The sequence below is a fragment of the Rhizobium sp. NRK18 genome (assembly GCF_024385575.1).
Lineage (GTDB): Bacteria > Pseudomonadota > Alphaproteobacteria > Rhizobiales > Rhizobiaceae > JANFMV01.
Map to the genome: position 1 here is coordinate 3,319,420 of NZ_JANFMV010000001.1, position 24,796 is coordinate 3,344,215.

The window sequence follows — 24,796 nt, forward strand, 5'->3', positions numbered from 1 at the left end:
TGTTATTGCCGTCGCCGGCGCCATCCGCCAGCGGCGAATGGTCACTGGGTCGCGGCCAAGGTGATGCCGGCTTCGATCGTGACCTTCGAGCCGTCTTCGGTGACCGCCGTCAAACCGTCGCTGCTGACCGCAACGGAGGCGATCACGCCGGTGGTTTCGCCATCGGCGGATGTGATCGTCTTGCCGATATAGCTCGACGCCTGCGACAGCGCCGTCTGCGAGATCAGGCTTTCCAGGTTGGTGTTCGTCTGGATGGTCTGCTCGACCTGCGAGAACGTCGCAAGCTGCGCGATCTGCTCGCTCGCATCCATCGGATCGGTCGGGTCCTGGTTCTTGATCTGGGCGATCAGCAACTGCAGGAAGTTGTCGTAGTTCAGCGTCGCGGAAGCCGAAGCCTTCGTGGCGGCAGTCGTTGTGGAAGTCGTCGTTGACGATGTGACTGCGTCTACCGCCATGGTGCGATCTCCTTGCGGATCTGTTCGATGGTCGAAGGCGACATTTCCTGTTCGTTCAGGATGCGGTCCTCGATCGGGTAAAGCTGACGAATGGCCTTCAGCGCTTCAAAGGCGCGACCGGACGACACCAGGCCGTCGATGCGCTTCAGCTCTGCCAGAACCTCTTCGTTCTTGAAGCAGGCGAGCAGCATCGTGACCGACTTGCGGAACATCGCAGTCGTCTGTTCGGCGCCCTCGGGATTGATGAGGATCATCTGGGAGATGAAGTAGAGCTGGCGCAGCGGCGTCGTTGCATCTTCCGGCTGAAGCACGTGGTTTTCCAGAAGGAACGTGACATCGTTCAGGAATTCCAGGGCCACCTTTCGGTCGACGCGAAGAACCGCGCCGTTGATGAAGATGCGCTCGCCGGATTTCAGCGAAATTCTGAGTGTACTTTTCATTGCAGGCCATCCCTGATGATGGTGGTCACGTCGATGATACCTTGGAAATTGTCCGTCTCCCGTTTCCGGATGCGGTCGCATTCCTTGAGTATCCATATTGCGATCGAGATGAGATTGGCGCGCAGTTCCTGGTTCAGCTGGTTCTCCGGCTGCTTCAGGTCCTCGATGAAACGGATCCACACCCGACGGGTATAGAAGAGCGCCTCAATCGCATCACGGTTATAGCCACCGGCGGCCTTCGCCGCCCGCAGTAGTTCAATAGAACGGGTCAGGACTTGCCGTTCGCGATCCTTGGCGTCGGCGACGCCGTCCTCCATGATCTCGGCATATGAAAACTGGTACATTTCACACGTCCTTCATTCGTATCGACGTCCCTTGGTCATCAAAGGAAGTTCACCAGGCTCAACTGCTGAATCCTGGATGTCAGCGTGTATGATGCCTCAACTTGAGCAAGCAAATTGTTAACGCGCGTTGAAGCTTCGTACGCATCGACCCCTTCGAGATCGCTGAGGTGCGTTTCGATGATGTTTTTCTGCTCGGCCAGGGTGTCATCCGCCTTGGAGACACGCGACTGGGAAAGCCCGAGCTGGGTGCGCTGGTAGTCAACGCCGGAGATCGCCTGACCGGCGTAATTGATGGCGGAATTCGAAACCACCTGACGCACATCGGATGAGATGTTCGAGCCAAGCAACTCGACAGACAGCACCGCGGAAAGCGCGAAATAGCGCATCCCGTCGGTGTTGGTGTTGGTTGAGGAATCCACGACTTCAGACTTGGTAATGCGGCTCGTCATGTTCTGGTCGCTGGCGCTGGACCAGTTCGTCTGCCAGTCCGTGCCGGTGAACATCGGCTCCAGGGTGTTGGAAATGAAATCCTGCATGTCTGCGGCGGTGATCGTCGACGCCGCCGGATCGTCCTGCGCGAAACCGAAACGGGTCAGGAACGCATCGTCGAACGCCGCCTTCGCCGGATTGCCGCTTGCCGTGTAGTCGGTCATCGGCTGCACATCGGTGTTGATGCCGGCGAAGAGATACTCGCCGTCAAGCGATGTGTTGGCGAGCCCCGTGAACGCCTGCAACGCATTGCTGGCCGACTGGACGGCGGTTGAGAGCGTGCTCTCGTCGTCACTGCCGGACAGGGCAACGAGGGCCGCCATGACGTCGGATGCATTGCTGGACATCTGCTCAAGCGCCGCCTGCGAAGCGTCGAGGCGCTGCGACACGAGAGAATTCGTGTCCATCAGCGACTGGATGCGCATGACGTCGCGGTTGAGGTCGATGCTCTGGCTGGTCTTGGCGCCAAGCGCCACGCCGAGATCGGCATGCGTGCCGGTAACGACTTCTTTCTGCGCATCGACCAGCTCGTTCTGCGACTGGCGGATGGTCAGCCGCATGGCATTCTGGACGGAAAGGTTGGAAATCGATGAAGTGTCCATGGATTACCCCGCCGCCGCCAGCAATGATTTCATCATTTCGTCGACTGTGTTCAGAAGCTTTGTCGACGCCTTGTAGGACTGCTCGAGATCGAGGAGGCGTGACAGTTCCTCATCAAGGCTGACGCCCGTCTTGTTCGAGAATGCCTCCTGCGAACGCTGATAGAGTGCGGCCTTGTTCTCCGCCGCGCCGTCCGCGTTGCTGCGCAGGTTTTCCAGCCAGCCGATCGAATTGCTCGCATAAGACAGGATGTCGGTCGAAGTATCGATGCCGCCGACCGCATCGAAGCTTATGTCGCCGTCCATGGAGGTGACGTAACCGTCCAGGAGGTCGGAGAAGCCCGTCGCGCCGCTGGTGTTGACGACGAAGTCGCTTCCGTTGATGCCGCCGTCGCGCAACAGGGTCGGATCACCGCCCTGCGAGGTGACCACTGCGCTGTTGACCTTGATGCGGGCGGCCAGTCCCGGAACCAGGGTGCCATCCGGAGGCACGGTGCCATCGTCCCATGTGAACAGGCCGGGCAGATTGTCCGTCATGCCGGTCTGATCGACTTCCGAGAACATGCTGATCAGGCCGCGGGCGGTCTCATCGAGCTGGTTCTGGAACGTCGGGGCGATCTCGTCGCGGATCTGCAGCAGCGCGCTGAGCGAACCCCTGGCGGAGGTGTTGCCGCCTTCACCCGGCTGCACGGGCACGCCGTCGATATAGACGGCGCCGCCGGTGGTCGAGGCGTCATAGGCGAGCGTCTGCTGGAAGGAGATTTCCCGCGGAGAGCTTTCAAACAGCGTGGCGCCGTCGGTCGTGTAGAGGACCATGTCGCCATTGTCGCGGGTCAACGACTTGACGCCGACGATCTCTGAAATCTGTTTTACAAGTCCGTCGCGCGTGTCGAGAGCATCGACATCCGATGACCCTGCGGAGCTGGCGTTCTTGACCGCGTCATTTGCTTCCTTGAACTGGTTGAGCAGGTCGCGAAGCTTCTCGACAGCGGTCTTGATATCCTTGTCGGCCTGGGTCCGTATGCCCTGGATCTCGTCGGTGGCCGAGTTCAGCGAGTTGGCGACATCCTGCGCGCTTGTGACGACGGTCTGCGCCAGCGCATCCTCGTTCGGCTTCGTGGCATAGGACTGCAGGCTATCTCTGAGCGTAGACATGTAGGCAGACGGCGAAAGCGAGTAATCGTCGCCGCCGAGAACGCTGCGCATGCTCTCCAGACCGTCCAGCAGCGTATCCTGACCACTCTGCTGGGAAATGCTGTCGAGCAGCTTGCCCATCATCGTCGCATCGCCGGCCCGCTGGATGGTGACCGTCTGGGACCCGTAGATCGTGCCGACGACGGTCGCATCGCGGCGCGTGTAGTTCTCGTTGCCAGCATTGGCAATGTTCTTCGAAACAACGGCAGTCTGCGTGCCGGTGTTTGTGAAGATACTCTGTGCCGTGTTGATTGCTGCCGAGAGCGACATTGGACGCGCCTTACCGTTCTAGCTTATCTCTTCAGGTTGATGAGGACGTCCATCAGGTCAGACCCTGTCTGAAAGACTTTGGAGTTCGCCGTGTAGCTTCGCTGCGATTCGATCATTTCGGTCAGTTCGCTGGCCAAGTCGACGTTGGAGCTTTCCAGCGCGCCCGAGATGATCGTGCCGAACTGACCGGTCTCGGCGTAGCCGATGGTCACGACGCCGGAATCGGCCGTTTCCAGATACATGTTGCCGGAAACGACCTTGAGGTTGTCCGGGCTCTGCACCGTTCCAAGCGCGATGCGGTAGATTGCCGTTGTCGATCCGTCCGAATACTTCGCATAGACGACGCCGTCGCCGTCGATTTCGACCGATTTGACCGCGGAGGCCGCGCTGCCGTCGACGTTCGCCTTGTTGACGGCGAAGTCGGTGGCGAGCTGCGTCATATCGCTGAAGTCGATATCGACATCCATGTTGTTGACGCTGTCGGCAATCGCCACACCGCTGTCGCCGCTGGTCGTGTCGAGCGTGCCGTCATCGTTGAAGATCAGTGTCGCCGAGCCGATCTGACCCGTCGGCGAATAGGGGAAGCCGGTCTGGTCGGTGGCTTCCGAATTGAGGTAGACCGAGACTTCCCACTCGTTGTCGTTCGTCTTGGTGTAGTAGAAATCGTAGGTCACTTCGCGGCCCTGGCTGTCATAGGCGACCAGAGAGCTCTTGTGCGTATAGGTGGATGTCGACAGGTTGGCGCTCGGCAGGTCGCCGGTGACGACCTCCGAGTCCGCATCGAGGTTGGCGGCGAAGACGCCGGTCGTCGACTCGGACGCCGTCAGGCCGCTGCCGCTGATATTGATCGGCTCCAGCCCCGCATAGCCGTTGACGACGACCGCCGGATCGCCACCAGCGTAGGAATAGCCCATCAGGCTGTTGCCCTGCGAGTTCACCAGATTGCCGTTGTCGTCGATCGTAAACGAGCCGGCACGCGTCAGATAAGAGTTTCCGGCATCGTCCTGCACGATGAAGAAGCCGTCGCCCTGGATGGCGAGATCGGTATCGGACGTCGTGTATTCCAGAGCGCCCTGCTCGGAAATGGAATACTGGATGCTGGTGGTCACGCCGCCGGAATTGTAGGCACCGGCGGTCGAAGGCAGGACGAGGGAAGAGAAGGACGTCGACGCACGCTTGTAACCCGTCGTGCTCGAGTTCGCGATGTTGTCACCAACGGTACTCAGGCGGTTTGCCTGTGCACTCATGCCGGAGACAGCAGTCTTCATCGTCCCAAAGAGACTCATCTTGGATCCTCATGACCATCTTGATTTTGAAGAGTAGGGAGCGGGCCTTGTGTGAAGCTGTCTGTCGAGGGGTTTTCGCGATTTTAAAACAAATCCGAAGAGGACAGACGGAAGGCCCGCGCCGATTTAAAAATTAATTCCAATCAATGCAGTAGCCGAGAAAGCGCTTGGAATCGATCGGATCGAAACCCAGCTTCCGGCGCAGCTTCTTGCGAAGCTTGCTGATGTGGCTTTCGACCACATTTTCCTCGACCTCATCGTCGAAGATTCCATAGATTGCGCTGAAGATCTGCGTCTTGGAAACGCGGCGGCCACGGTTGGCGACCAAGTACTCCAGGATGCGGCGCTCGCGGCGCGGCAGCGGGAATGTGTCGCCGCTGATCTCCGGATCACGACCATCGGAGAAGACCCGGATCGGGCCGACTTCGGTGTAGTTGGAAATTGCCTTCAGGCGACGGCGGATCGCCGCAGCCCGAGCGAGAATTTCGCGGGGATGAACCGGCTTGCGCACCACGTCGTCAACGCCGCTGTCGAACAATGCCAGAGTGACGTCCAGCGAGTGCTGGTCGCTGACGGCGATGACAGGTGCCTGAGACCGATCACGGATCGCCCTCGGCAGCTCGCAGGTCTGACCACCTTGCCCGATCAGAAACGCTTCAACTGCCGCGAGGTCGCATTCCGCCGCGGTGTTCACCCATTCGCCAAATTCTTCAGGATCAAAACCTGTCGAGGGAATTCCCTCGCGCCCAAAAAGGGATGTGTAGCCATCTTTCACGAGCTCTCGCTCATCAACCACTACGATCATTCGTCCGCCTCCGAATCAGTGTGGTGCCTCGATGACTTATCGATACGAATCGGGCGAATCGGCAGCAACTAACTCTTATCAATGGCGGAAATTAATAGTTGATTAACCATAGTGTACTGATTTGAACTACATATAGTGGCACCTCTCCAAAATTGGCACAATTTTCCTTTGGAAAAGTTAACTTATGCTTAATTACGGAATTGCCAAATTCTCCTCGCTGGAATCCGGCATAAATATGACATCCTTAGAAATCAGGATGGAATTCCATTTATGGTTGTGCACTCAGTGGCCGCTTTATGGCGAAAACTGATGAATCACAATTTCGCCTCAGCGGTAAACGGGATGCACGCCACCGCATTTCACCCGCCGAAACCGTCAATTCCGGTCATTTGAGCAGCACAATTCCACGCCTTCCCCTCGCAGGAGAGCGTCATCATGCGTGCCGTTTTCGGGTGTTGGAATGTCATATTCCGGGATGGGAGGGACGGTCCAGCAGACTGAAAGCCGTGATCCGCCCTCGTCTTCGCTCCACTCCGGCCTCGCTCCGGGTCGTGGATGAGGTTAGCGTCAGAGGTAAACCTGACCGCTGCCGCGACCTTGCTGGCTGGAAGAAGAAGGCGTTGTGACGCTCTCCTGGGCGGCGTAGCGCTGGTCTTCGCCGCTCGAGTTTCGCGAATTCCCGCCGCCCTGACCACTGCCTCCGGTGCTGCCCTGGCCGGCCTGCTGCTGCGCGAAGCCCTGCCCCTGAGCCGTGTTCTGTCCGGTGCTGGTTCCCGACTTGTCGGGCGTCGGCGCCATGCTGACGCTGATCTGGTCCACGGCATAGCCTTGCGACCGGAGCGCGTTCACCATGTTCTGCTGATCGTCCTTGAGTTGCCGGTAGGCATGGCTGTTTTCAACCTTGAGATCGACCACCAACTGCTCGCCGACGAGCTTCAGGGTTGCGGTCACCGAACCGAGGTCGATCGGATGCATCTGGATCTTCAAGGTGTTGACCACCTTCGACGCGGCGGCGCCGGACTCCGTCTTCATGTCGGCCGACGCCGTCTGCATCGCCGATGCCCAGGACTGGTCACCGGTCACCGTCTTCAGGACGTTCGAACTGTTGGTGTTCTGGGTGAAGCCGAGAAAGCGCCGGCTGTCGAGCACCTCGACACTCATGGCGGGATCCGCGCTGCCGGTTGTCGATTTCTCACTGCCCGAACGGGCGCCCTTGGCGGTCGACAGTCCTGCCAGTCCCGGGCCATCCGAGGTCGACGCCTGCTGCTTGGCGGCGGAATCGGAAAGGCCGGGCACGACATGGTCCGTCTCGGTCGATCCGGCCTTGTCGTTCTGACGCGTTCCAAGCGCCTTGGCATCCGATTTCAGATCGGCAACCACGTCTTCAACGGCCGACCTGGTGTCGTCACCCTTCTGCTTGCCGACATTTGCGCCTGCCACCGCCTTGCCTGCGGGCTGTTCCTGAGCTGCAGCGGCGATCGCCGTGCTCGATGCGGACGACGACAGGAGGGCGAGCAGGCTCTTCACGTCGGAATCTGCAGACTTCGGCGCATCGTCGGCACCGGCAAGATCGGCATCCTTGTCGCCCTTGGTCTCCTCAACCGGCTCGGCCGTTGCGTCCGTCTTTCCCGTCAGCTGCTCCTTGTCGGTCTTGCCGGCATCAGACTGGTTGGCAACCTCGGCAACGATCTTGCCATGATTGTCCTTGGGCTTTTCGTCCGAGGCCTTGGACGAAACCTTTTCGGCGTCCTTGCCTGATGCTTCCTCTGGCTGTTCGCCTTCGGTCTGTTTGGCGTCGTTGCCCTGGGCCGCGACCGCATCGTCGGCCTGACCGTTCGCTTCGCCCGGTACGGCTGCGGTCTTTTCCTGAGAGCTTGAATGGGGAGCGGGAGCCGTTGCTTGTGGCTGGGCTTCATCCTGCTGGCTTGGAGCAGAGTCCTTCCTCGCAACCGACGACAAGGTGTCGGAAAAGCCTGTATCGCCGGACGCGGGCGCGCTCGATCCCTTGCTCGCAGTGGCGGAACCGTATGTGTCGACGACTGGCATAAACCCGGCAAATCCGGCATTCATCATGGCAAAATGCTTTCCTTGTCCAACATCTTGTCGATCTCGTCGAGCTTGGATTGGCCCGACGTCAGAAAACCCTTGATGGAAGGATCAAGATTGTCATTTTCCTGCCGGTCCGGAGAAGCCTGGTCCGCTCCGCCTTCCGCCGAAGCAGTCATTGCTCCGTCCTGCGCTGGGGCTTGAGGCATATCGCTGGCAGCGGCACCCCCATCTTGAGGCTGATCAGTAGGAGGATTGCCTTGTGCGAGGCTGTCTGGCGAGCCGGGAGAGGCGCCATCGATCGGGTTGGCAAAAGGCTTCTGGGGATCGGCCTTCTGCTCCAGCAGGGCCGGGTCCGGCGGACGGGTGACCTCCTTGGCAACATAGGCGGCGGCGTCCTTCAGCGCCTTGTCGCGGCTCGTGAGAACCGCATTCGGCGTCTCCAGAATGGTCGACAGTGCCGATTCCACCCCATCCGACGGAATGCTCGCAAACCCGCTGTAGAGATCGGCGAGATGATCCTCCGGATTGCCTGGACCGTCCGAAAGCTGCTTGACCTTTTCCGCCGCGGCCTTGGCGAGATCGTCCCGGCCGGAAATCGCGGCGCGTCTCGCGATCCGCAGGAAGACCTCACGCTGGCGGTCCTTGTCCATCGGCTCAAGGATCATGTTGATCTCGTCCTCCGTCACCTCGCCGTTGTAGTCGACGGCGAGCGTGACAAACAGGTCGGCAAACTGGCTGGCATAGGGCGAATGCAGGAAGCGCCTGGAATATTGCCGCGCATAGCGCATGGCCCGGTGGACGAAACCGGCATCCATGGAAATCAGGATCGAGCGTCGGAGCGCCGCCTCCTCGACGATCGTTCCCGGCGCCTTGAGCCGGGCCCAGGCATAGAATTCGAGCGCCTTGGCGGGATCCTTGGTCTGCGTGACATTGCCCGCGACAAGGGCGAGATAGGGGCCGATGGTCGTGTCCCGATATTCGGGCATCATCCCGGCGATGTCCTTCTGGACGAGAAGGCCCTTTCCGCGCAGATACTGCCGCAAGACATTGGCGACGCGGCTGTCGAAATTGCCGTCGACGTCGCGGGCGACGAGATATTCAAGCGTATCCGGATTGCCGCCGCTCATGGCGTAGATGAGCGCCGCGTCGACGTTATGCGGGTCCTCGAACACGTCGGACGAGGCTTCGCGCAGCCGCTTGTCGACCGTCTTCAGCATGAAGCGCTGCATCTCGACGGCGGAGTGGTCACCGAGCACGACCGAATCCTGGATGAACTGCAGGGAGCGCAGCAGCTTGTAGGGCGCGAGCTCTTCCTCGGGTCCGGCGGCTGAGGCCGGACGCACGCAGAAGACGCCGGTCAGGACGACCAGCGCTAGGGTTATGCTGCGCGCAGCCATGCCCATCGCCTAGCCCTGCCCTCCCTCAATGAGGATTTCGATGCGCCGGTTGGCATCGGCCAATGGATCGCTCGGCACTTCGAGACGCCGGTCGGCAAAACCGGAGACTTGTTCGACGCGCTTTTCGTCGAGCCCGCCGCGCACGAGCATGAAATAGGCGCTATGGGCGCGATCCATCGACAGTTGCCAGTTGTCGCCGGTGCCTTCGGCGAAGGGGCGGCCATCGGTATGGCCGCGAATGACGATGCGGCCCTTGCGCTCCTGCAGCACCTTGCCGATCTTTTCCATGGCAAGCACCATGTCGCGCTGCGGCACCGCGGAGCCGACGTTGAACATCGGCGCGCCGGACTGATCCGACAGGCTGACGAGCACGCCACCTTCGGCCGGCGTAACCACCAGGCCTTCCGCCAGCTTGCCGGCCGTGCCCTGCAACTGCGCCTGCAACTCGAAACGAATGTCCGCCGCCTCCTTTTCGAGCTTGGCCTTCTGCTCGGCCGTCATCGGATGGTCGAGGGCCGGGGTCTGCCGGTCCTGCTGCGCACCCGTCGCGGCTTTTGCGCCCTCGGCATCGCCCGCCTTGTCCGGCATCTGTCCGCCCTGCGCCTTGCCGGTCATGCCCTGTTCGGCGTCGCCCGGTTTCTTGTCGCCGTCCAGCATGCCCGTGCCGTCGGCCGCACCGCCCTTGGCCTCGGTATCGCCGGCATGGAGGGCAGCCATTTCCTGGGCCTTGTCCTCCGCGGCTTTCTTGGTTTCGTCGGTGACCTGCACAGGCGTCTGGTCGGCACGCGACACTTCCACCTGTTTCGTCCAGAAATCCGGATCGAAGGGATCGCGATAGGCCTCACCGCCATTGGCGCCGGTCGCCGGGCCGGAATCGCTTGCGCCGCCGTCACCCTTGGCGCTGACATTGGCCTGCTGACCGACTTCCTGGGCGATCTCGGCCAGGACAGCATAGGGGTTTTCGAAATAGTCGGCCTGCGAATAGGCAACCGATTCCCCTGCCGAGGCCGACTGGTCCTGACCCTTTTCGGGCGTATTGCCGGACTGGTCCTCGTTTTCCTTGCTCTTCGACTTGTCGCGCTCTTCCTCGCCCTCGGCCTGCGAGGTCGGCTTTTTCAGGCCGCGTTCGGTCGGCTTCTGCTCCGTCAGCTGGATCGGGTTGAAGTAGCTGGCGACCGTCGTGGTCGTTTCCTCATTGGCCGCGTTGACGAGCCACATGACGAGGAAGAAGGCCATCATCGCGGTCATGAAGTCGGCATAGGCGATCTTCCAGGCGCCGCCGTGATGACCGCCATGTCCGCCGCCACCGCGTTTGACGATGATGATTTCGTGCTTGTCGTGGCTGCCCGATTCCTGGCTCATGCAATCGCTCTCCGAAGCCCATCGGCCCACGCTTCGAGCTTCGTGGTCATCAGGCTTCCGTCAATGTCGACCTTCAGGTCGAGGCTCTGGTCTTCAACCAGGTGAATTTTTTCGGCGCTGTCGCCGAGTTCGGCTTTGATCCGGTCGAGCAATGGTCCTGGTCCCTTGACCGTAATGCGCCCGAACTCGCCATCGGAGATCGCCGTTTTGATCATGCCGGACAGCTCGGCGACGCCTGCGGCCGTCACGACTTCGCTCAGCAGCGGTGCGATCACGGATGCCAGCTGGTCGCTCAAAACGGCCGCGATCTCGCCTGCCGCCTGCTCGATCTTCGCAAGCAGAAGGGATGCCATTTCACCATGCAGGCGCTCCTGAAGGGCTGCCATTTCGGTCTGATGGGCAGCCTTAAGCGCCTCACGTTCCTCGGCAAATTCCGTCAGAAGTTGCTCGCGGGCGGCAGCCTGGCCGTCTTCGAAGGCCTCGCGCCGCTCCGCCTCGACATCGACGGGAGGCGGCAAGTCGATCTCCGGGAATTGCAGCTCGTCCGCCTCGCCCATGAGGTCCAGGCCGAATGCCATCTCATCGGGTGCAGGCGGGACCGGCTCGCTGAAATCCTTCAGCAGACGCGCGAGGGACGCATTCATCGGCAGACCTCCTCTACGGAGGAAACACCGGGCAGCCTCACGGATACAAAACCAATTGCTGGACTGACTGAATCGTTCGTTAACATCGCCTCACCCGGATTGCCGGCGCGTTCGATTCGGCGAATCGACGGCCATGCCGCGGCCCGGCCGGGAAACGCGGCATGGCCGAAGCTAGGGTGTCAAACTTGTGCGAGGATGAAGGTATCGGGTCGCGCCAGGGCAATTGGCGCGACCCGCCGTTTCCGCCAATCGCCAATGACCAGAGGCGCGGCAGAATGGAATGGCGTCAGACTTTCAGCGCGCCGGCTTACTGCCTGAAGAGGCTGAGGATGTTTTCCGCGTTGGTGTTGGCGATCGACAGCGACTGGATGCCGAGCTGCTGCTGCGTCTGCAGCGCCTTCAGCTTGGTGGATTCCTCGTTCATATCCGCATCGACGAGACGTCCGACGCCCTGGTCGATCACGTCCATGAGCGTGGCGACGAATTCCGTCTGCATGTCGATGCGGCTGGTGATGGCGCCGAGCGCAGAGGCCGAATCCGTGAGGTTCTGCAGCATGTCGTCGACGGCGCTGATCATGCCGTCGAGATCGGTGTCGCTGGAGGTGGTGTAGATCGTGACTTCGCTGCCGGACGCGGTGGTGGCAGATGACGCATCGATCAGGAAGTACTGAACCGTCGTGGTGCCGGTACCGCTCGGGATCGTCACCGTGACATCCTTCGTCAGCAAGCCGTAGGACGCGTCATTGGTATCGATCAGCACCGATTCCGCGGTATTGAAGGGCAGCGTCGTCACGGAGACGGATCCATCCGTCCCGCGGTTGAACGAGGCGACGATCTCCTTGGTACCCGGCGGCGTGCTCGATTCGTTGAAGAGCCAGTTCTCGCCGGAGAAGGAGGCAGATTCGGCGATCGAGGAGAGCTGCAGCTTGAGCTCGTGGAGTTCCTTGTTGATCTTGTCCTTGTCGACGCCGGGCTCGCGCGCGGCGACCAGCTTGGACTTGATCTCGGTCATCACGTTGATGGCGGATTCAAGACCGGTATAGGCGGTATCAGCCTTGGCGGCGCCCAGGCCGAGTGCGTCCTGAACGGTGGACAGCGCCGCGTTGTCCGAGCGCATGGTGGTCGCGATCGACCAGTAGGCGGCGTTGTCCGCCGCGGTCTCGACACGGTAGCCGGAGGAAACCCGATTCTGGGTCATCTCCATGTTCTTGTCGATGGATCTGAGTGTCTGAAGCGCCGCCATTGCGGCGGTGTTGGTCATGATGCTGGTCATTGGTCATTGCCCCGTTTCTGCAAGGGACATCCCGGAGTCTGATACCGGGAACGACGGACAGCTTCATGCCAATTGACCTGTTTGCCCTATGGTCAACCCGACGTTCATTAATAATTTGTTAAGGTTGATATAGTTAACAAATAGTTAACGCAACGGGGAAACGGCCGGCAGATATGAAGAAAGCGTTAACGCGCATGCCTCACGCAAGTTTCGGGCCTTCATGACGCGGAAAAGGCCGCATTCCGGAGAATGCGGCCTTTTGCCTGATCACTGGTCGGGCGCCAGGAGCGCCATGCTCCGCTCCGATTAACGGAAGAGCGAGAGGATGTTGTCGGAGTTGCTGTTGGCGATCGACAGCGACTGGATACCCAGCTGCTGCTGCGTCTGCAGCGCCTTCAGCTTGGTCGACTCTTCGTTCATGTCGGCGTCGACGAGGCGGCCGACGCCGGTGTCGATCACGTCCATGAGGTCGGCGACGAACTCGTTCTGCATGTCGATACGGGACTTGGTCGCGCCGAGCGAAGAAGCCGCATCCGTCATGTCGGAAAGCATCGCGTCAACGGCGCTGATCATGCCTTCGACTTCGTCGTCGGAGGTGGTCGTGTAGAGCGTGACTTCCGAACCCGCTGCCGACGTTGTCGAGGAGGCGTCGATCAGGAAGTACTGAACCGTCGTCGTGCCGGTGCCGCTCGGGATCGTCGCGGTATAGTCCTTCGTGAGCAGGCCGTCGCCTGCGTCGTTGGTGTCGACCAGGGTCGATTCCGCCGTATCGAAGCTGATGAGCTTGACGGAGACGGAGTTGTCAGACGCGCGGACGAAAGAGCCGACCATTTCCTTGGTGGCCGGAGCGGTCGTCGTATCGTTATAGAGCCAGTTTTCACCGGAGAACGAAGCGGACTCGGCGATCGAGGACAGCTGCGACTTCAGCTCGGTCAGTTCCGAGTTGATCTTTTCCTTGTCAACGCCCGGCTCGCGGGCTGCAACAAGCTTGGCCTTGATTTCGGATACGACGTCGATCGACGAATCCATTGCGGTGTAGGCGGTGTCGACCTTCGCGGCACCGAGACCCAGAGCGTCCTGAACGGTGGAGAGAGCCTTGTTGTCCGAACGCATGGTGGTCGCGATCGACCAGTAGGCGGCGTTGTCGGAAGCCGTGTCGACCCGGTAGCCGGAAGAGATACGGTTCTGTGTTTCTTCCATGCTCGAATTGATCGAACGCATGGTGTTCAGCGCCGCAATTGCTGCGCCGTTGGTCATGATACTCGTCATTGGTACTGCCCCTTTTGGACGTAAACAAATGGAAGGGACATTCCGGAATTACCGGCAACGGCGGCTAGCATCATGCAAGCCGACTTTTCAGGTCAACCCGCCGTTTGATGACCTGATCAGACACGATTATAGTTAAGATAGGATAAATGGCAGATTTTTATGCTTAACCAGCCATAAAAAGAAAATCCGCACCCAGGGGAAGGTGCGGATTATACTGCCAACGGATAGGCTTTATTAATTTTATATTAACCGCCGCCCTTACCGGAAGAGCGAGAGGATGTTTTCGGAGTTGCTGTTGGCAATCGACAGCGACTGGACGCCGAGCTGCTGCTGCGTCTGCAGCGCCTTCAGCTTGGTCGACTCTTCGTTCATGTCGGCATCGACGAGGCGACCGACACCGGTGTCGATCACGTCCATCAGATCCTTGACGAATTCCGACTGCATGTCGATGCGGGACTTGGTGGCGCCGAGCGACGCGGCAGAGTCCGTCATGTCGGACAGCATCGCGTCGACCGCGCTGATCATGCCCTCGACATCCGTGTCGCTGCTGGTCGTGTAGAGAACGACTTCGCTACCAGCCGCCGATGTGGACGATGAGGCGTCAATCAGGAAGTATTGGACCGTGGTCGTGCCGGTGCCCGACGGAATGGTCGCCGTATAATCCTTCGTCAGCAGGCCATCGCCGGCATCGTTGGTGTCGACGAGGGTTGAGGTCGACGTGTCGAAGCTGATGGTCTGGATCGAGACCGAACCGTCCGTCGAGCGGATGAAGGAACCAACCATCTCCTTGGTGCCGGGCGCAGTCGTGGTATCGTTGTAGAGCCAGTTTTCACCGGAGAAGGAGGCGGACTGGGAAATGGAGGACAGCTGGGCCTTCAGCTCGGTCAGTTCCGAGTTGATCTTTTCCTTGTCGACGCCTGGTTCGCGGGCGGCAACCAGCTTGGCCTTGATCTCGGAGACCACGTTGATCGCCGAGTCCATCGCGGTGTAGGCGGTGTCGGCCTTGGCGGCACCGAGGCCGAGAGCATCTTCGACCGTCGAGAGCGCCTTGTTGTCGGAGCGCATCGTCGTGGCGATCGACCAATAGGCCGCGTTGTCGGAAGCCGATTCGACCCGGTAGCCGGACGAAATGCGGTTTTCTGTTTGCTCCAAGGACTTGTCGATGGAGCGCATCGTGTTGAGCGCGGCCATTGCCGCTGCGTTCGTCATGATACTAGTCATTTTGGCATTGCCCCTGTTTATTCCGTTTGGCAGCGGGACATGCCGGATTTGCAATTACCGGCGAGGGTGATCTGCGTCATGCCAATTAATTTGCGCCATACAAGAAATTAATTCACCGCTCTGATTTGTTAACAAATGCACCGTCATGGTTAACAAAGCATAAATAGCGACGGATTTTTCTTAATTGCCTGGTAATTTTAATTAATCCTAACGCGAAAAAGGCCGCACCGCGGGGGTGCGACCTTAATTTTTGGCCTTTCGGAGGGCTTTTCAGCGCTCTTTCAGGTGATTCGTTAACGGAAGAGCGACAGCACGTTTCCGCTATCGCTGTTGGCGATCGAGAGCGCCTGGATACCGAGCTGCTGCTGCGTCTGCAGCGCCTTCAGCTTGGTCGACTCTTCGTTCATGTCGGCATCGACGAGACGGCCGACACCGGTGTCGATCACGTCCATCAGGTCGGAAACGAATTCCGTCTGCATGTCGATGCGCGACTTGGTGGCGCCGAGGGTCGAGGCTGCATCCGTCATGTCGGAGAGCATCGAGTCGACGGCGCTGATCATGCCTTCGACCTGATCGTCGGTTGTCGTGGTGTAGAGTTCGACTTCCGAACCTGCCGCCGACGTTGTCGAGGAGGCATCGATGAGGAAGTACTGGACCGTCGTCGTGCCGGTACCCGACGGAATGGTCGCGGTGTAGTCCTTCGTCAGAAGGCCCTGGTCAGCATCGTCAGTGTCGACGAGAACCGACTTGGACGTGTCGAACGAGATCGTCTGCAGCGAAACGGAACCATCCGAGCCACGCGTGAACGAGGCAACCATTTCCTTGGTGCCCGGTGCGGTCGTGGTGTCGTTGTACAGCCAGTTTTCGCCGGAGAAGGAAGCGGACTCGGCAATCGAGGACAGCTGCGACTTCAGTTCGGTCAGTTCCGAGTTGATCTTGTCCTTGTCGACACCCGGTTCGCGGGCGGCAACTAGCTTGGACTTGATCTCGGTCACGACGTTGATCGCGGAGTCCATACCGGTGTAGGCGGTATCTGCCTTGGCAGCGCCGAGACCCAGTGCGTCCTGCACGGTGGAGAGCGCGGCGTTGTCCGAACGCATGGTGGTCGCGATCGACCAGTAAGCGGCGTTGTCGGACGCGTTATCGACACGGTAGCCGGAGGAAATGTGGTTCTGCGTCTCTTCCATCTTGGAATTGATGCCACGCAGAGTGTTCAGAGCCGCAATAGCGGAGTTGTTCGTCATAAGACTGGTCATGGGATCGTCCCTTGGTTACGAAATACAAAGAGGGACATACCGGACTGATTTTCCGGTCATGACGGTCCGGCATCATGCCACTTGGTTATTCAAAACCGTGCCCGTCAAGTGATCTGACATTAGGGATTCACTCCTTGCCAAGACCTTAATTTCGGGCCTCGCATTGGAGTAAGATAGTATATGGTTACCAGCGGTTTAAGGGAATGTGCGGCTTACGAGAAGGAGCGCACGAGGCTGCCGACAAGCAGGTTCCAGCCGTCGATCAGCACGAAGAAGAGCACCTTGAACGGAAGCGAGATCGAGGTCGGCGGCAGCATCATCATGCCCATGGCCATGGTGATGGTGGCGACGATCAGGTCGATGACCAGGAACGGCAGGACGACGAGAAAGCCGATTTCGAAACCGCGCCGGATTTCCGAAATCATGAATGCCGGGATCAGCACATGATAGTCGACCTTGCCGTCGGTCTCGACGACGGTCTGGCCGCGTTCGCGGGCAAGGTCGACGAAGAGGTTGAGATCCTTGTCTCGCGTGTTGGCGGACATGAAGGTCCGGAACGGTTCGGCGATCCGCCCTATCGCCTCGGCTTCGGTGATCTGGTTGGCAAGAAGCGGCTGCAGCCCGTCATCCCATGATTTCTGCATGGTCGGCGCCATGACATAGAAGGTCATGAACAGGGCAAGGCTCAGCATGACCATATTCGACGGCGCCGATGCCAGCCCCATGCCGGAACGCAGGATCGAAAAGGCAATTACGAAGCGCGGGAAGCTGGTGACCATCACCAGGATGCCCGGCGCGATCGACAGGACCGTCAACAGGCCGAAGGTGCGGATGATCCATGCGGCAACGGATCCATCAATCTGTGTGTTCAACAGATCGGAGGGCAGCTGCTGCGCGAGCGCGACCGCCGGCAGAAGCAGCAGTCCGCTCAAGATGGAGATGAGCCGAATCATTCGAGCACGAAGGTCCTAAACAGAACCTTGGATACCCGTCCCTCCGAACGCAGGTCAACCCGCTCCTGAATATCCTCCTTGAGATATTCGAAGCCGCGTGGACCTTCGATCTGTTGCAGTGAAACCGTCCTCAGATAGGCAAGAATATCCTGGTGAATATCCTCCGCCAGGGCGACATCCGGCTTGTCCTTGAAGAGCAGCGCCACTTCCATCCGCACCCAGTTTTCAGAAGGGTATGCGAGGTTGGTGGTGATCGGCTCCAGCTGGACGACACCGTTGGCTTCCGTCGAGATTTTCTCGAGCGTGTTGGCACCGGCCTCGCCCTCGGCTGGCGCCTGGTCACCCTCCCCCGCCTTTGGCGCTTCGGCCTTCTTCTGCTCGTTCGCCGCTTTCTCCGCGCTCAATATCTTCTGGGCGGACATGTTGCCGATCACCCAGCCCGCTCCACCGCCGACAATCGTCAGGACGGCAAAGCCGATGATCATCTGCATCATTGCAGACTTTTTCTTCTTTCCGCCGTCTTCCTCTTCCTGGTCAGCCATGCGCTATCCTCAGGTCAAAGCGGTGAATAGACATCGACGAGCTGCTGGCCCATCGGCGGCTGCTGGACCTCCATCAGACGACCGCGTCCGCCGTAGGAGATACGGGCCTCGGCGATCCGCTCGTAGGAGATCGTGTTGTCGGCATCGACATCCTGCGGCCGGACGATACCGGCGACGTTCAGGATGCGCATTTCCTGGTTCACGCGGACTTCCTGCGAACCGCTGATGATCAGGTTGCCGTTCGGCAGCGTGCCGGTGACGACGGCAGCAACCTTCAGGTCGAGCACTTCCTTGCGGCTGATGGTGCCCTTGCCGTCGGTGCTGGTGTCGGAGCCATACTTCACGTCACCATTGGAGTCGGCCGGCTGGAACTTGCCGAACAGATCGATTGCGGAGGACAGGTTCATGCCACTGGAATTGGTGCGGCTGCGGCTCGTCGAATTGTCGAAGCTCGCCTTGTCGTTGATGGTGATCGAAACAGTGAGGATGTCGCCGATCTTCAGGGCTCGGGCATCCTTGAAGAGCGCCGCCTGGGAATCGTTCCAGAGCGAGAAGCCCTGTGCGACCGGTGCGGTCTGCTGCGGGTACATGACCATCTGCTGCGGCGCCTGGCCGTAGGCGAGACCGCTGCCGACCGGGCTCATCGCCGGCGCACGGTTGACCTCCTGGAACGCCTTGGTTCCGCAGCTTGCGAGAGACAGGCAGGCCATCAGGGCCACAATAGGCTTTATCATGTCGGATTCTTCTTCTTGCCTGTGTTCGTGTCGGCCGCGCTGGAGATGATCGCCGCGACCATCGCAGCCTTCTGCGCGTCCATCTCGCTGAGTATGAGGCTGGACTGCCGTGCCGGCAGCTGCATGATGATGGCGGCTGCGATCTGCACATTGAGTTCCGCCAGCTGCGGCGCCGCCGCATCCGGTTTCATGTTCTTGTAGATGTCGATCAGACCGACTTCCGCTCTCTTCAGGAAGTCGTTGCGCTTCTTCAGCCACTCTTCGTATTCGGTCTTCTTCTGTTCGAGAACCGTGATGCGGTCATTGACGTCCGACTGCAGTTTCTCGAGCTCCTGCTTCTGGATGAGATAGCGCCGGTCGCGTGCGGCGTCGGCGATGTTGGAGCAGAATTGCCGGATTTCGTTGTCGGATCCGGGAAGCGGCGGCATTGCCGGCTCTTCGGCCGCGACGGCGTAGGGAATGGCGGCAAGCACGGTGAAGAGCAGCGGCAGGCCGATCTGCCGCAGTTTTTTCCGAACCGTTCCGCTGGTGACGACCATCATCATTGCAGCACCAGCTCAGCCTGCAAGGCGCCGGCAGATTTGATCCCCTGGAGGATGGCAATGATACCGTCCGGCTTGACGCCGATGCTGTTCAGGCCGGCGACCAGGGTTCGCAGGTTGGGTCCATCAAGGATGGCGACCGGTCCGCCGGACTTCGAGGCGAGGATGTCGGTCTGCTGCTGCGTCTCGGTCGTCCCGTCCGAGAACGGCAGGGGCTGGATGACCTGCGGCGACTCCGTCACCTGAACCGTGAGCGTCCCGTAGCTGACGGCGACCTTGGAGACACGGACATCGGCGCCGATGACGATCGTGCCCGTGCGCTCGTTGACGACCACCTTGGCCGGCGTATCGGTTTCGACGATCAGGTTTTCGATGTCCGCCATCAGCCGAGCCAGCTCGACCGTCTTCGGCTTTTCGACGACGATTTCCTGCGAATCCTGCGCCTGCGCGATCGGGCCTCCGAAGCGCTTGCCGGCATAGGCGTTGATCACGTCGGAAACGCGGACCGCGGTGGAAAAGTCGGGGTTTCTGAGCTGGAAGACGAGATTGACGGCATCCATGAAGCGCGAGGGCAGCTGGCGCTCGATGATCGCACCGTTCGGGATGCGGCCGGCCGTCGTCACGCCTTCGGTCACCGAAGCCGCATTGCCTTGGGCGGTGAAGCCGGAGACGACGACGGCGCCCTGGGCGACCGAATAGATCTGCCCGTCAGCGCCGGTCAGCGATGTCATGACGAGCGTACCGCCACGGAGCGACGTGGCATCGCCGAGCGAGCTCACCGAAACGTCGATCCGGCTTCCCGGGCTGGCGAATGGCGGCAGCGTCGCCGTAACCATGACGGCGGCGACGTTGCGCGCAGACGATTGACCGCCCTGGGTGGAGATGCCGAGATTCTGCAGCATGGCGCGCAGCGACTGGTCGGTGAAGGGAGACGAACGCAAGCCGTCGCCGGTCCCCTGCAGGCCAACGACCAGACCGTAGCCGATCAGCTGGTTGTCGCGGCCGGACTGCAGCGAGGCGATGTCCTTGATGCGCGAAGCGACAGCCGCGGCCGGCGCTGCCTCACCGAGGCAGACCAGAAGCGCCAGTCCGAACAGGGATGCGATGCGGCCAAGTCTCATTTCGCAGCCACCTCGACGGCTCCGTCCTGCATCACCGTACCGGAGACGATGATACCGGAATCGAGATTGCGGACACGGATGAAATCTCCGATCGCCGCATCTTCGAGCGGCGATCCCTTGGCCGTGATGACGAGATTGCCGATCCTGACCCGCAACTGCACCTGCGAACCGCGCTGAACCGCGAAAGGCTCGCGCAGGTCCGAAACGTAGATCACGTGGCCCGGGAGAACGGTCTTCTTGGCGATCATGCCGACGACCTGACCTTCCTCGTGGGCGTAGTCACCCTTGAGATTGGGATTGGTCACCTCGACGATATCGAGCTTGCTCGCGACGATGGTCTCGCCAGGATAGATGATGGAAATCGGGATGACGGCGCGGCCCATCGCTTCCTCGGCCATGCCAGCCGAAGCGAACGTCAAGAGGCAGGCGCCGGCTGCGAACGCCCGCGCTGCTGTCATTCCAGTCTTCCGGCGAAACATCATGTTTGCCCTCACCCGTTTAGTTTAGGTCTATTTCAAGTTCTTGCTGACGATCGAGGCCATTTCGTCTGCCGTCTGAATGACCTTGGAGTTCATTTCATAGGCGCGCTGCGCGGTGATCAGATCGGTGATTTCGCGAACCGGGTCGACGTTCGACGTTTCCAGATAGCCCTGCTTCACGTAGGCAAAGCCCGGATCGTCCGGAGCTGCAACAATCGGATCGCCGGAGGCCGCGGTCGCTGCGAACAGGTTGTCGCCGAGCGGCGCCAGACCGGCTTCGTTGACGAAGTTTGCAAGCGTCAGCTGGCCGAGTTCGGTATAAGTGGTGGCACCACCAAGCTGCGCGGAAACGACGCCCGTCCGGCTGATCGTCACGTTGACGGCATCGTCGGGGATGGTGATCCCCGGCACGACTTCGTAACCGTCGATCGTCACGAGCTGGCCATCGGCATTGGTGTTGAAGGACCCTGCGCGTGTGTAGACGGTGGAGCCGTCAGGATTGGCGACCTGGAACCAGCCGCGTCCGATCAGGGCGAGGTCGAGCGAGTTTTCGGTCTGCGCCAGTTCGCCCTGGATATGGATGTTGCGAACAGCGGCGGCTTGAACGCCGAGACCGATGTTCGTACCCACCGGAACGATTGCCGAATTGCCGCTGTTGGCGACGCCCTGGCTCTTCTCCGTCTGGTAGAGAAGGTCGGAGAATTCGGCGCGGGCGCGCTTGTAGCCCGTCGTGTTGATGTTGGCGATATTGTTCGCGATGACTTCGAGGTTCGTCTGCTGGGCATCCATACCGGTTGCTGCAATGGCAAGCGCTCTCATGTTTCAACGTCCTCGTATGGATCAGATTTGCATCTTGGTGATTTCGAGATAGGCCGAGACGATCTTGTCGCGCACTGCCATGGCGGTCTGCAGGGATTGTTCGGCCTGAAGCATCGCGTCCACCACTTCGCGGGTGTTCGCCTTGCCGGTGATGCCGTCAAACGACATCTTTTCCGCATGCTTGAGATTGTCGGTCATGTCCGTCGCCGCGTCCTGCAACGCGTCGAGAAAGCCCGTGCCCGTCTGGGTGCCGGGCGTGACGCCCTGGCTGGCAGAGGTGGTGTTGTCCGTGTCGAGGCCGCGGCCGAACGACAGGAAATTGATCTTCTGGATACCGTCTATCATTGCGAGGCCTTCAGGAGGTCGATGGTCGCGGCGATCAGGTCGCGCGACTGCTTGATGGTCTGGAGGTTCGCCTCATAGGTTCGGTTGGCTTCGCGCATGTCAGCCATTTCGATCAGCACGTTGACGTTCGGCATCTTGACGATGCCGCGCGAATCCGCGGCCGGGCTGCCCGGATCGTATTCCTGGCCGAAGTTCGAACGGTCCACACCGACCTTGCTGACCTTGACGAGGTCGATGCCGGACGACTTGTCCAGCTCGCTTCCGAAGGTGACCGTCTTGCGGCGATAGGGATCGGCACCCGGCGTGTCGCCGGTCGAGCGGGAGTTGGCAATGTTTTCCGAGACGACGCGCAATCTGGCGGACTGCACGTCCAGCCCGCTTCCGGCGATCTTTTGGGCCGCGACCAAAGGATCCATGTCTTACTACCTCTTAACTGCCATCAGCATCATGCGGTGGAAGGATTTGACCAGTGCGGCGTTCAGCTCGAATTCGCGGCGGATTTCACCGCTCTTCGTCAGTTCGCCCGCGAGGCTGACGGTGTTGCCGGATTCCTTGACGCCATCCTCATCCGACAGAGCCGCATCGATGACCGAAAAGTCCTCGCTGACGGTGTTGTCGGAGATGTGTTTGGAATTGGTACGCGCCATGCCACTGCTTGCCTGCGACAGTACAGCGGCGAACGGCGTCACATCCTTGGCGACGTATTTCGGCGTGTTGGCGTTGGCGATGTTGTTGGCGACGAGTTCCTGGCGGACAGACAGCCATTCAGCCTGTTTTGACGCCAGTTCAAACAGTTGGATTGGTTGCATAGGCCTAACTCCGATCTTCGGAGAAAAACTACGCAGCTAATCTTGCGTGGGACTTACGGAGACCGGGATCCGATCTTTAGCGCCTATTCGTCGCCGATCACGTCGCCGTTCGAGGTGATGAGGACCCACTTGCCCTCGCGCTGCTCCAGGCTCGCCAACCGGCTGTTGTCCGGCAGGACCGAGCCGACACGGACCATGTAGACGCCGTGGAGATCCTCGATCAGTGCCTGACCATTGGCGACATGGAGGAGCTGAAAGCTGCTCCTGACCGGAAAAGGCTGATCGAGGCCCGCCGAATTGTCCGGTGGCGCCACCTTCGGCACCGATGCCGTCTGCAGCGGATCGGCATCCGGCAGCTTGCTGGAAGGCGGCGCGATGTTGTCATTGTCGGTCATGGCGAGGGGCGAGACGCTCAAGACCCGGCGCGGCGGCGTTTCCGGCAGGTCGCGCGTTCTCGGTCCCTCTGCAACCTCGACCTTGAATTTGTCTTCGTTGAAGAAGACGTACCAGGGGAAGGACGCGGCCGCGAGCGCCATGAGGAAGCCGGTGATCGCCAGCGCCCTGTCGACCTTCGAGATGCTGCGGCGGGACACGCGCTTTTCGCCAAACGCCTCGCCAATGTCGTCGAAGCGGACGTCGTCGATGCGGATTTCTTCAGCCTTGCCTTCGCCCTCGCGTTCCGTCATCCGTTCCCCCTCTGGCGCATTCCGCCCTGTCCCTGCTGATTGGCGTTCCCTGCCTTCAACGCTGCCGCCAGCGCCGAGAAGGCGTCGGGGCAAGGCGGCTCACCCGGCGTCTGCTTCAAGACGTCGTAGATGATCGGCACCTGTTTGAGCGCCATGTCGAGTTCCGGATCGGTACCGGGCCGGTAGCCGCCAATCAGGCGCAGGTCCGTGGTTTCCTCGTAGCGGTGGATCAGCGACTTGAGGCGGGAAACCAGCGTTTCCTGGTCCGGCGTCCAGGCCTTGCGGGCCAGTCGCGAAATCGAGGCGAGCGGATCGACGGGGGGATAGCGCCCCTCCTCCGCCAGCGTGCGATCGAGGACGATATGGCCGTCGAGAATACCGCGGGTGGAGTCGGCGATCGGGTCGTTGTGGTTGTCGCCGTCAACGAGAATGGAGATGATCGCGGTGATCGTTCCCGTTCCTTCGGCGCCGGGTCCGGCGCGTTCGAGAAGGCGCGGCAGTTCGGTGAATACCGAGGCAGGATAGCCACGGGCGACCGGCGGCTCACCGGAGGCGGTGGCGACTTCGCGAATGGCGTGCGCAAAGCGCGTGACGCTGTCGACGATCATCAGGACGTTGTCGCCCTTGTCGCGGAAATGCTCGGCGATAGTAATCGCGCTCAACGGCGCCATCTTGCGCAGCATCGGGCTTTCGTCACTGGTGGCGACGACGGCGACGGCCTTCGCCATGTTGGCTCCAAGTGTGTCCTCGATGAATTCGCGCACTTCGCGGCCACGCTCGCCGACAAGCGCGATCACCACCTTGTCGAAGGCATCGGCCCTCGCCAGCATGGAAAGCAGCGTCGACTTGCCGACGCCCGAGCCCGCGAAAATGCCGAGACGCTGACCGAGGCAGAGCGGCGAAAAGATATCGACCGCCTTCACGCCGGTCTTGAAGCCGGTTTCGACACGCCGACGGGTCATCGACGGCGGCGCATTGTTGGAAATCGAGCGCTGCGCCGCACCGACCTCAAGCGGCCCCTTGCCGTCTATCGGATCGCCCAGCGCATTGATCGCCCGGCCGCACCAGCTGTCGGTTGGCGCCAAGCGGAAGGCGCCCTTGCGGATGACGATATCGTGGATGGCGATCGGCTCGCCCGGCTCGATCGGGCAGACATAGACGAGTTCAGGCTCGACACGCACCACCTCGCCGAGATGTGTGCCGGTGGCCGAGCGATGGGCGACGAAGTCGCCAAGCCGGACCTGACGCGACAGGCCGGATACCGTGTAGTGGCCGGCCGCGATCGTCTTGACGCGCCCGCCATGGGCAATCGCAAACTCCGGATCGGCAAAGCGATTGGCAAGCTCGGCCAGCCGCCCGAGCTTCGGTGAAATCGCGTCCTTGTTCAGGAGTTCGCTCGCCATCGGGCTCTAT

General features: G+C 60.5%; 27 protein-coding genes. All 27 read right to left on the minus strand.

Translation table 11 applies throughout. The annotated features are described in order from the left end of the window. Window positions 1–41 precede the first annotated feature (41 nt). The 27 genes from flgD to fliI all read right to left on the minus strand — a co-directional run bounded on the left by flgD (window position 42) and on the right by fliI (window position 24,786). Window positions 42–455, minus strand: coding sequence for a flagellar hook assembly protein FlgD (gene flgD, locus NN662_RS15670; protein ID WP_261931160.1), 414 nt, complete (start codon window positions 453–455; stop codon window positions 42–44). Then, window positions 446–895, minus strand: a complete 450-nt coding sequence (gene flbT / locus NN662_RS15675) for a flagellar biosynthesis repressor FlbT (RefSeq protein WP_261931161.1) — start codon at window positions 893–895, stop codon at window positions 446–448. Before flbT ends, flgD begins: the two co-directional genes overlap by 10 nt. Then, window positions 892–1,239: a flagellar biosynthesis regulator FlaF gene (gene flaF / locus NN662_RS15680; RefSeq protein WP_261931162.1), complete on the minus strand. Its 348-nt coding sequence runs from the start codon at window positions 1,237–1,239 to the stop codon at window positions 892–894. The genes flbT and flaF overlap by 4 nt, the downstream gene beginning before the upstream one ends. Before the next feature lie 38 nt (window positions 1,240–1,277). Further along, entirely contained in the window at window positions 1,278–2,330 is a 1,053-nt protein-coding gene (locus tag NN662_RS15685; protein ID WP_261931163.1) for a flagellar hook-associated family protein, read from the minus strand. Between the two features lie 3 nt (window positions 2,331–2,333). Then, window positions 2,334–3,791, minus strand: a complete 1,458-nt coding sequence (flgK, locus tag NN662_RS15690) for a flagellar hook-associated protein FlgK (RefSeq protein ID WP_261931164.1) — start codon at window positions 3,789–3,791, stop codon at window positions 2,334–2,336. A gap of 23 nt (window positions 3,792–3,814) precedes the next feature. Next, complete coding sequence (locus tag NN662_RS15695; RefSeq protein ID WP_261931165.1) at window positions 3,815–5,077, minus strand: flagellar hook protein FlgE; 1,263 nt, start codon at window positions 5,075–5,077, stop codon at window positions 3,815–3,817. Between the two features lie 133 nt (window positions 5,078–5,210). Then, the gene (locus NN662_RS15700; RefSeq protein ID WP_261931166.1) at window positions 5,211–5,882 is read right to left on the minus strand and encodes a response regulator transcription factor; all 672 of its coding nucleotides are present in this window, start codon (window positions 5,880–5,882) and stop codon (window positions 5,211–5,213) included. A 567-nt stretch (window positions 5,883–6,449) separates the two neighbouring features. Beyond that, the gene (locus tag NN662_RS15705; RefSeq protein ID WP_261931167.1) at window positions 6,450–7,955 is read right to left on the minus strand and encodes a flagellar hook-length control protein FliK; all 1,506 of its coding nucleotides are present in this window, start codon (window positions 7,953–7,955) and stop codon (window positions 6,450–6,452) included. Next, window positions 7,952–9,328, minus strand: a complete 1,377-nt coding sequence (motC, locus tag NN662_RS15710; protein ID WP_261931168.1) for a chemotaxis protein MotC — start codon at window positions 9,326–9,328, stop codon at window positions 7,952–7,954. The genes NN662_RS15705 and motC overlap by 4 nt, the downstream gene beginning before the upstream one ends. A 9-nt stretch (window positions 9,329–9,337) precedes the next feature. Next, window positions 9,338–10,690, minus strand: a complete 1,353-nt coding sequence (locus NN662_RS15715) for a MotB family protein (RefSeq protein ID WP_261931169.1) — start codon at window positions 10,688–10,690, stop codon at window positions 9,338–9,340. Further along, window positions 10,687–11,334: a hypothetical protein gene (locus NN662_RS15720; protein WP_261931170.1), complete on the minus strand. Its 648-nt coding sequence runs from the start codon at window positions 11,332–11,334 to the stop codon at window positions 10,687–10,689. The genes NN662_RS15715 and NN662_RS15720 overlap by 4 nt, the downstream gene beginning before the upstream one ends. Before the next feature lie 307 nt (window positions 11,335–11,641). Continuing rightward, window positions 11,642–12,607, minus strand: a complete 966-nt coding sequence (locus NN662_RS15725) for a flagellin (RefSeq protein ID WP_261931171.1) — start codon at window positions 12,605–12,607, stop codon at window positions 11,642–11,644. 306 nt (window positions 12,608–12,913) lie between these two features. Continuing rightward, entirely contained in the window at window positions 12,914–13,876 is a 963-nt protein-coding gene (locus NN662_RS15730) for a flagellin (RefSeq protein WP_261931172.1), read from the minus strand. Window positions 13,877–14,134: 258 nt separating this feature from the next. Beyond that, complete coding sequence (locus NN662_RS15735) at window positions 14,135–15,097, minus strand: flagellin (RefSeq protein WP_261931173.1); 963 nt, start codon at window positions 15,095–15,097, stop codon at window positions 14,135–14,137. A 293-nt stretch (window positions 15,098–15,390) separates the two neighbouring features. Further along, window positions 15,391–16,353 (minus strand): flagellin, encoded by a 963-nt coding sequence (locus NN662_RS15740; protein ID WP_261931174.1) that lies wholly within the window; start codon window positions 16,351–16,353, stop codon window positions 15,391–15,393. A 212-nt stretch (window positions 16,354–16,565) separates the two neighbouring features. Continuing rightward, window positions 16,566–17,306 carry a flagellar type III secretion system pore protein FliP gene (gene fliP / locus NN662_RS15745; protein ID WP_261931175.1) on the minus strand — a complete coding sequence of 247 codons (741 nt, stop codon included), beginning with the start codon at window positions 17,304–17,306 and terminating at the stop codon, window positions 16,566–16,568. Further along, on the minus strand, window positions 17,303–17,848 hold the full coding sequence (gene fliL, locus NN662_RS15750) for a flagellar basal body-associated protein FliL (RefSeq protein WP_261931176.1): 546 nt from the start codon (window positions 17,846–17,848) through the stop codon (window positions 17,303–17,305). Before fliL ends, fliP begins: the two co-directional genes overlap by 4 nt. A gap of 14 nt (window positions 17,849–17,862) precedes the next feature. After that, complete coding sequence (flgH, locus tag NN662_RS15755) at window positions 17,863–18,582, minus strand: flagellar basal body L-ring protein FlgH (protein WP_261931177.1); 720 nt, start codon at window positions 18,580–18,582, stop codon at window positions 17,863–17,865. Next, on the minus strand, window positions 18,579–19,127 hold the full coding sequence (locus NN662_RS15760; RefSeq protein WP_261931178.1) for a MotE family protein: 549 nt from the start codon (window positions 19,125–19,127) through the stop codon (window positions 18,579–18,581). The genes flgH and NN662_RS15760 overlap by 4 nt, the downstream gene beginning before the upstream one ends. Further along, a complete protein-coding gene (locus NN662_RS15765) occupies window positions 19,124–20,245 on the minus strand; it encodes a flagellar basal body P-ring protein FlgI (protein ID WP_261931179.1) in 1,122 nt (373 codons plus the stop codon). The genes NN662_RS15760 and NN662_RS15765 overlap by 4 nt, the downstream gene beginning before the upstream one ends. Next, entirely contained in the window at window positions 20,242–20,727 is a 486-nt protein-coding gene (gene flgA, locus NN662_RS15770; RefSeq protein ID WP_410010942.1) for a flagellar basal body P-ring formation chaperone FlgA, read from the minus strand. Before flgA ends, NN662_RS15765 begins: the two co-directional genes overlap by 4 nt. 27 nt (window positions 20,728–20,754) lie before the next feature. Then, window positions 20,755–21,543, minus strand: coding sequence for a flagellar basal-body rod protein FlgG (gene flgG / locus NN662_RS15775; RefSeq protein WP_261931181.1), 789 nt, complete (start codon window positions 21,541–21,543; stop codon window positions 20,755–20,757). A 21-nt stretch (window positions 21,544–21,564) separates the two neighbouring features. Beyond that, on the minus strand, window positions 21,565–21,888 hold the full coding sequence (locus NN662_RS15780; RefSeq protein WP_261931182.1) for a flagellar hook-basal body complex protein FliE: 324 nt from the start codon (window positions 21,886–21,888) through the stop codon (window positions 21,565–21,567). Next, a complete protein-coding gene (gene flgC / locus NN662_RS15785; protein WP_261931183.1) occupies window positions 21,885–22,304 on the minus strand; it encodes a flagellar basal body rod protein FlgC in 420 nt (139 codons plus the stop codon). Before flgC ends, NN662_RS15780 begins: the two co-directional genes overlap by 4 nt. A gap of 6 nt (window positions 22,305–22,310) precedes the next feature. After that, complete coding sequence (flgB, locus tag NN662_RS15790) at window positions 22,311–22,697, minus strand: flagellar basal body rod protein FlgB (RefSeq protein WP_261931184.1); 387 nt, start codon at window positions 22,695–22,697, stop codon at window positions 22,311–22,313. A gap of 83 nt (window positions 22,698–22,780) precedes the next feature. Further along, window positions 22,781–23,383, minus strand: coding sequence for a flagellar protein (locus tag NN662_RS15795; protein WP_261931185.1), 603 nt, complete (start codon window positions 23,381–23,383; stop codon window positions 22,781–22,783). Next, a complete protein-coding gene (gene fliI, locus NN662_RS15800) occupies window positions 23,380–24,786 on the minus strand; it encodes a flagellar protein export ATPase FliI (RefSeq protein ID WP_261931186.1) in 1,407 nt (468 codons plus the stop codon). Before fliI ends, NN662_RS15795 begins: the two co-directional genes overlap by 4 nt. Window positions 24,787–24,796 lie beyond the last annotated feature (10 nt).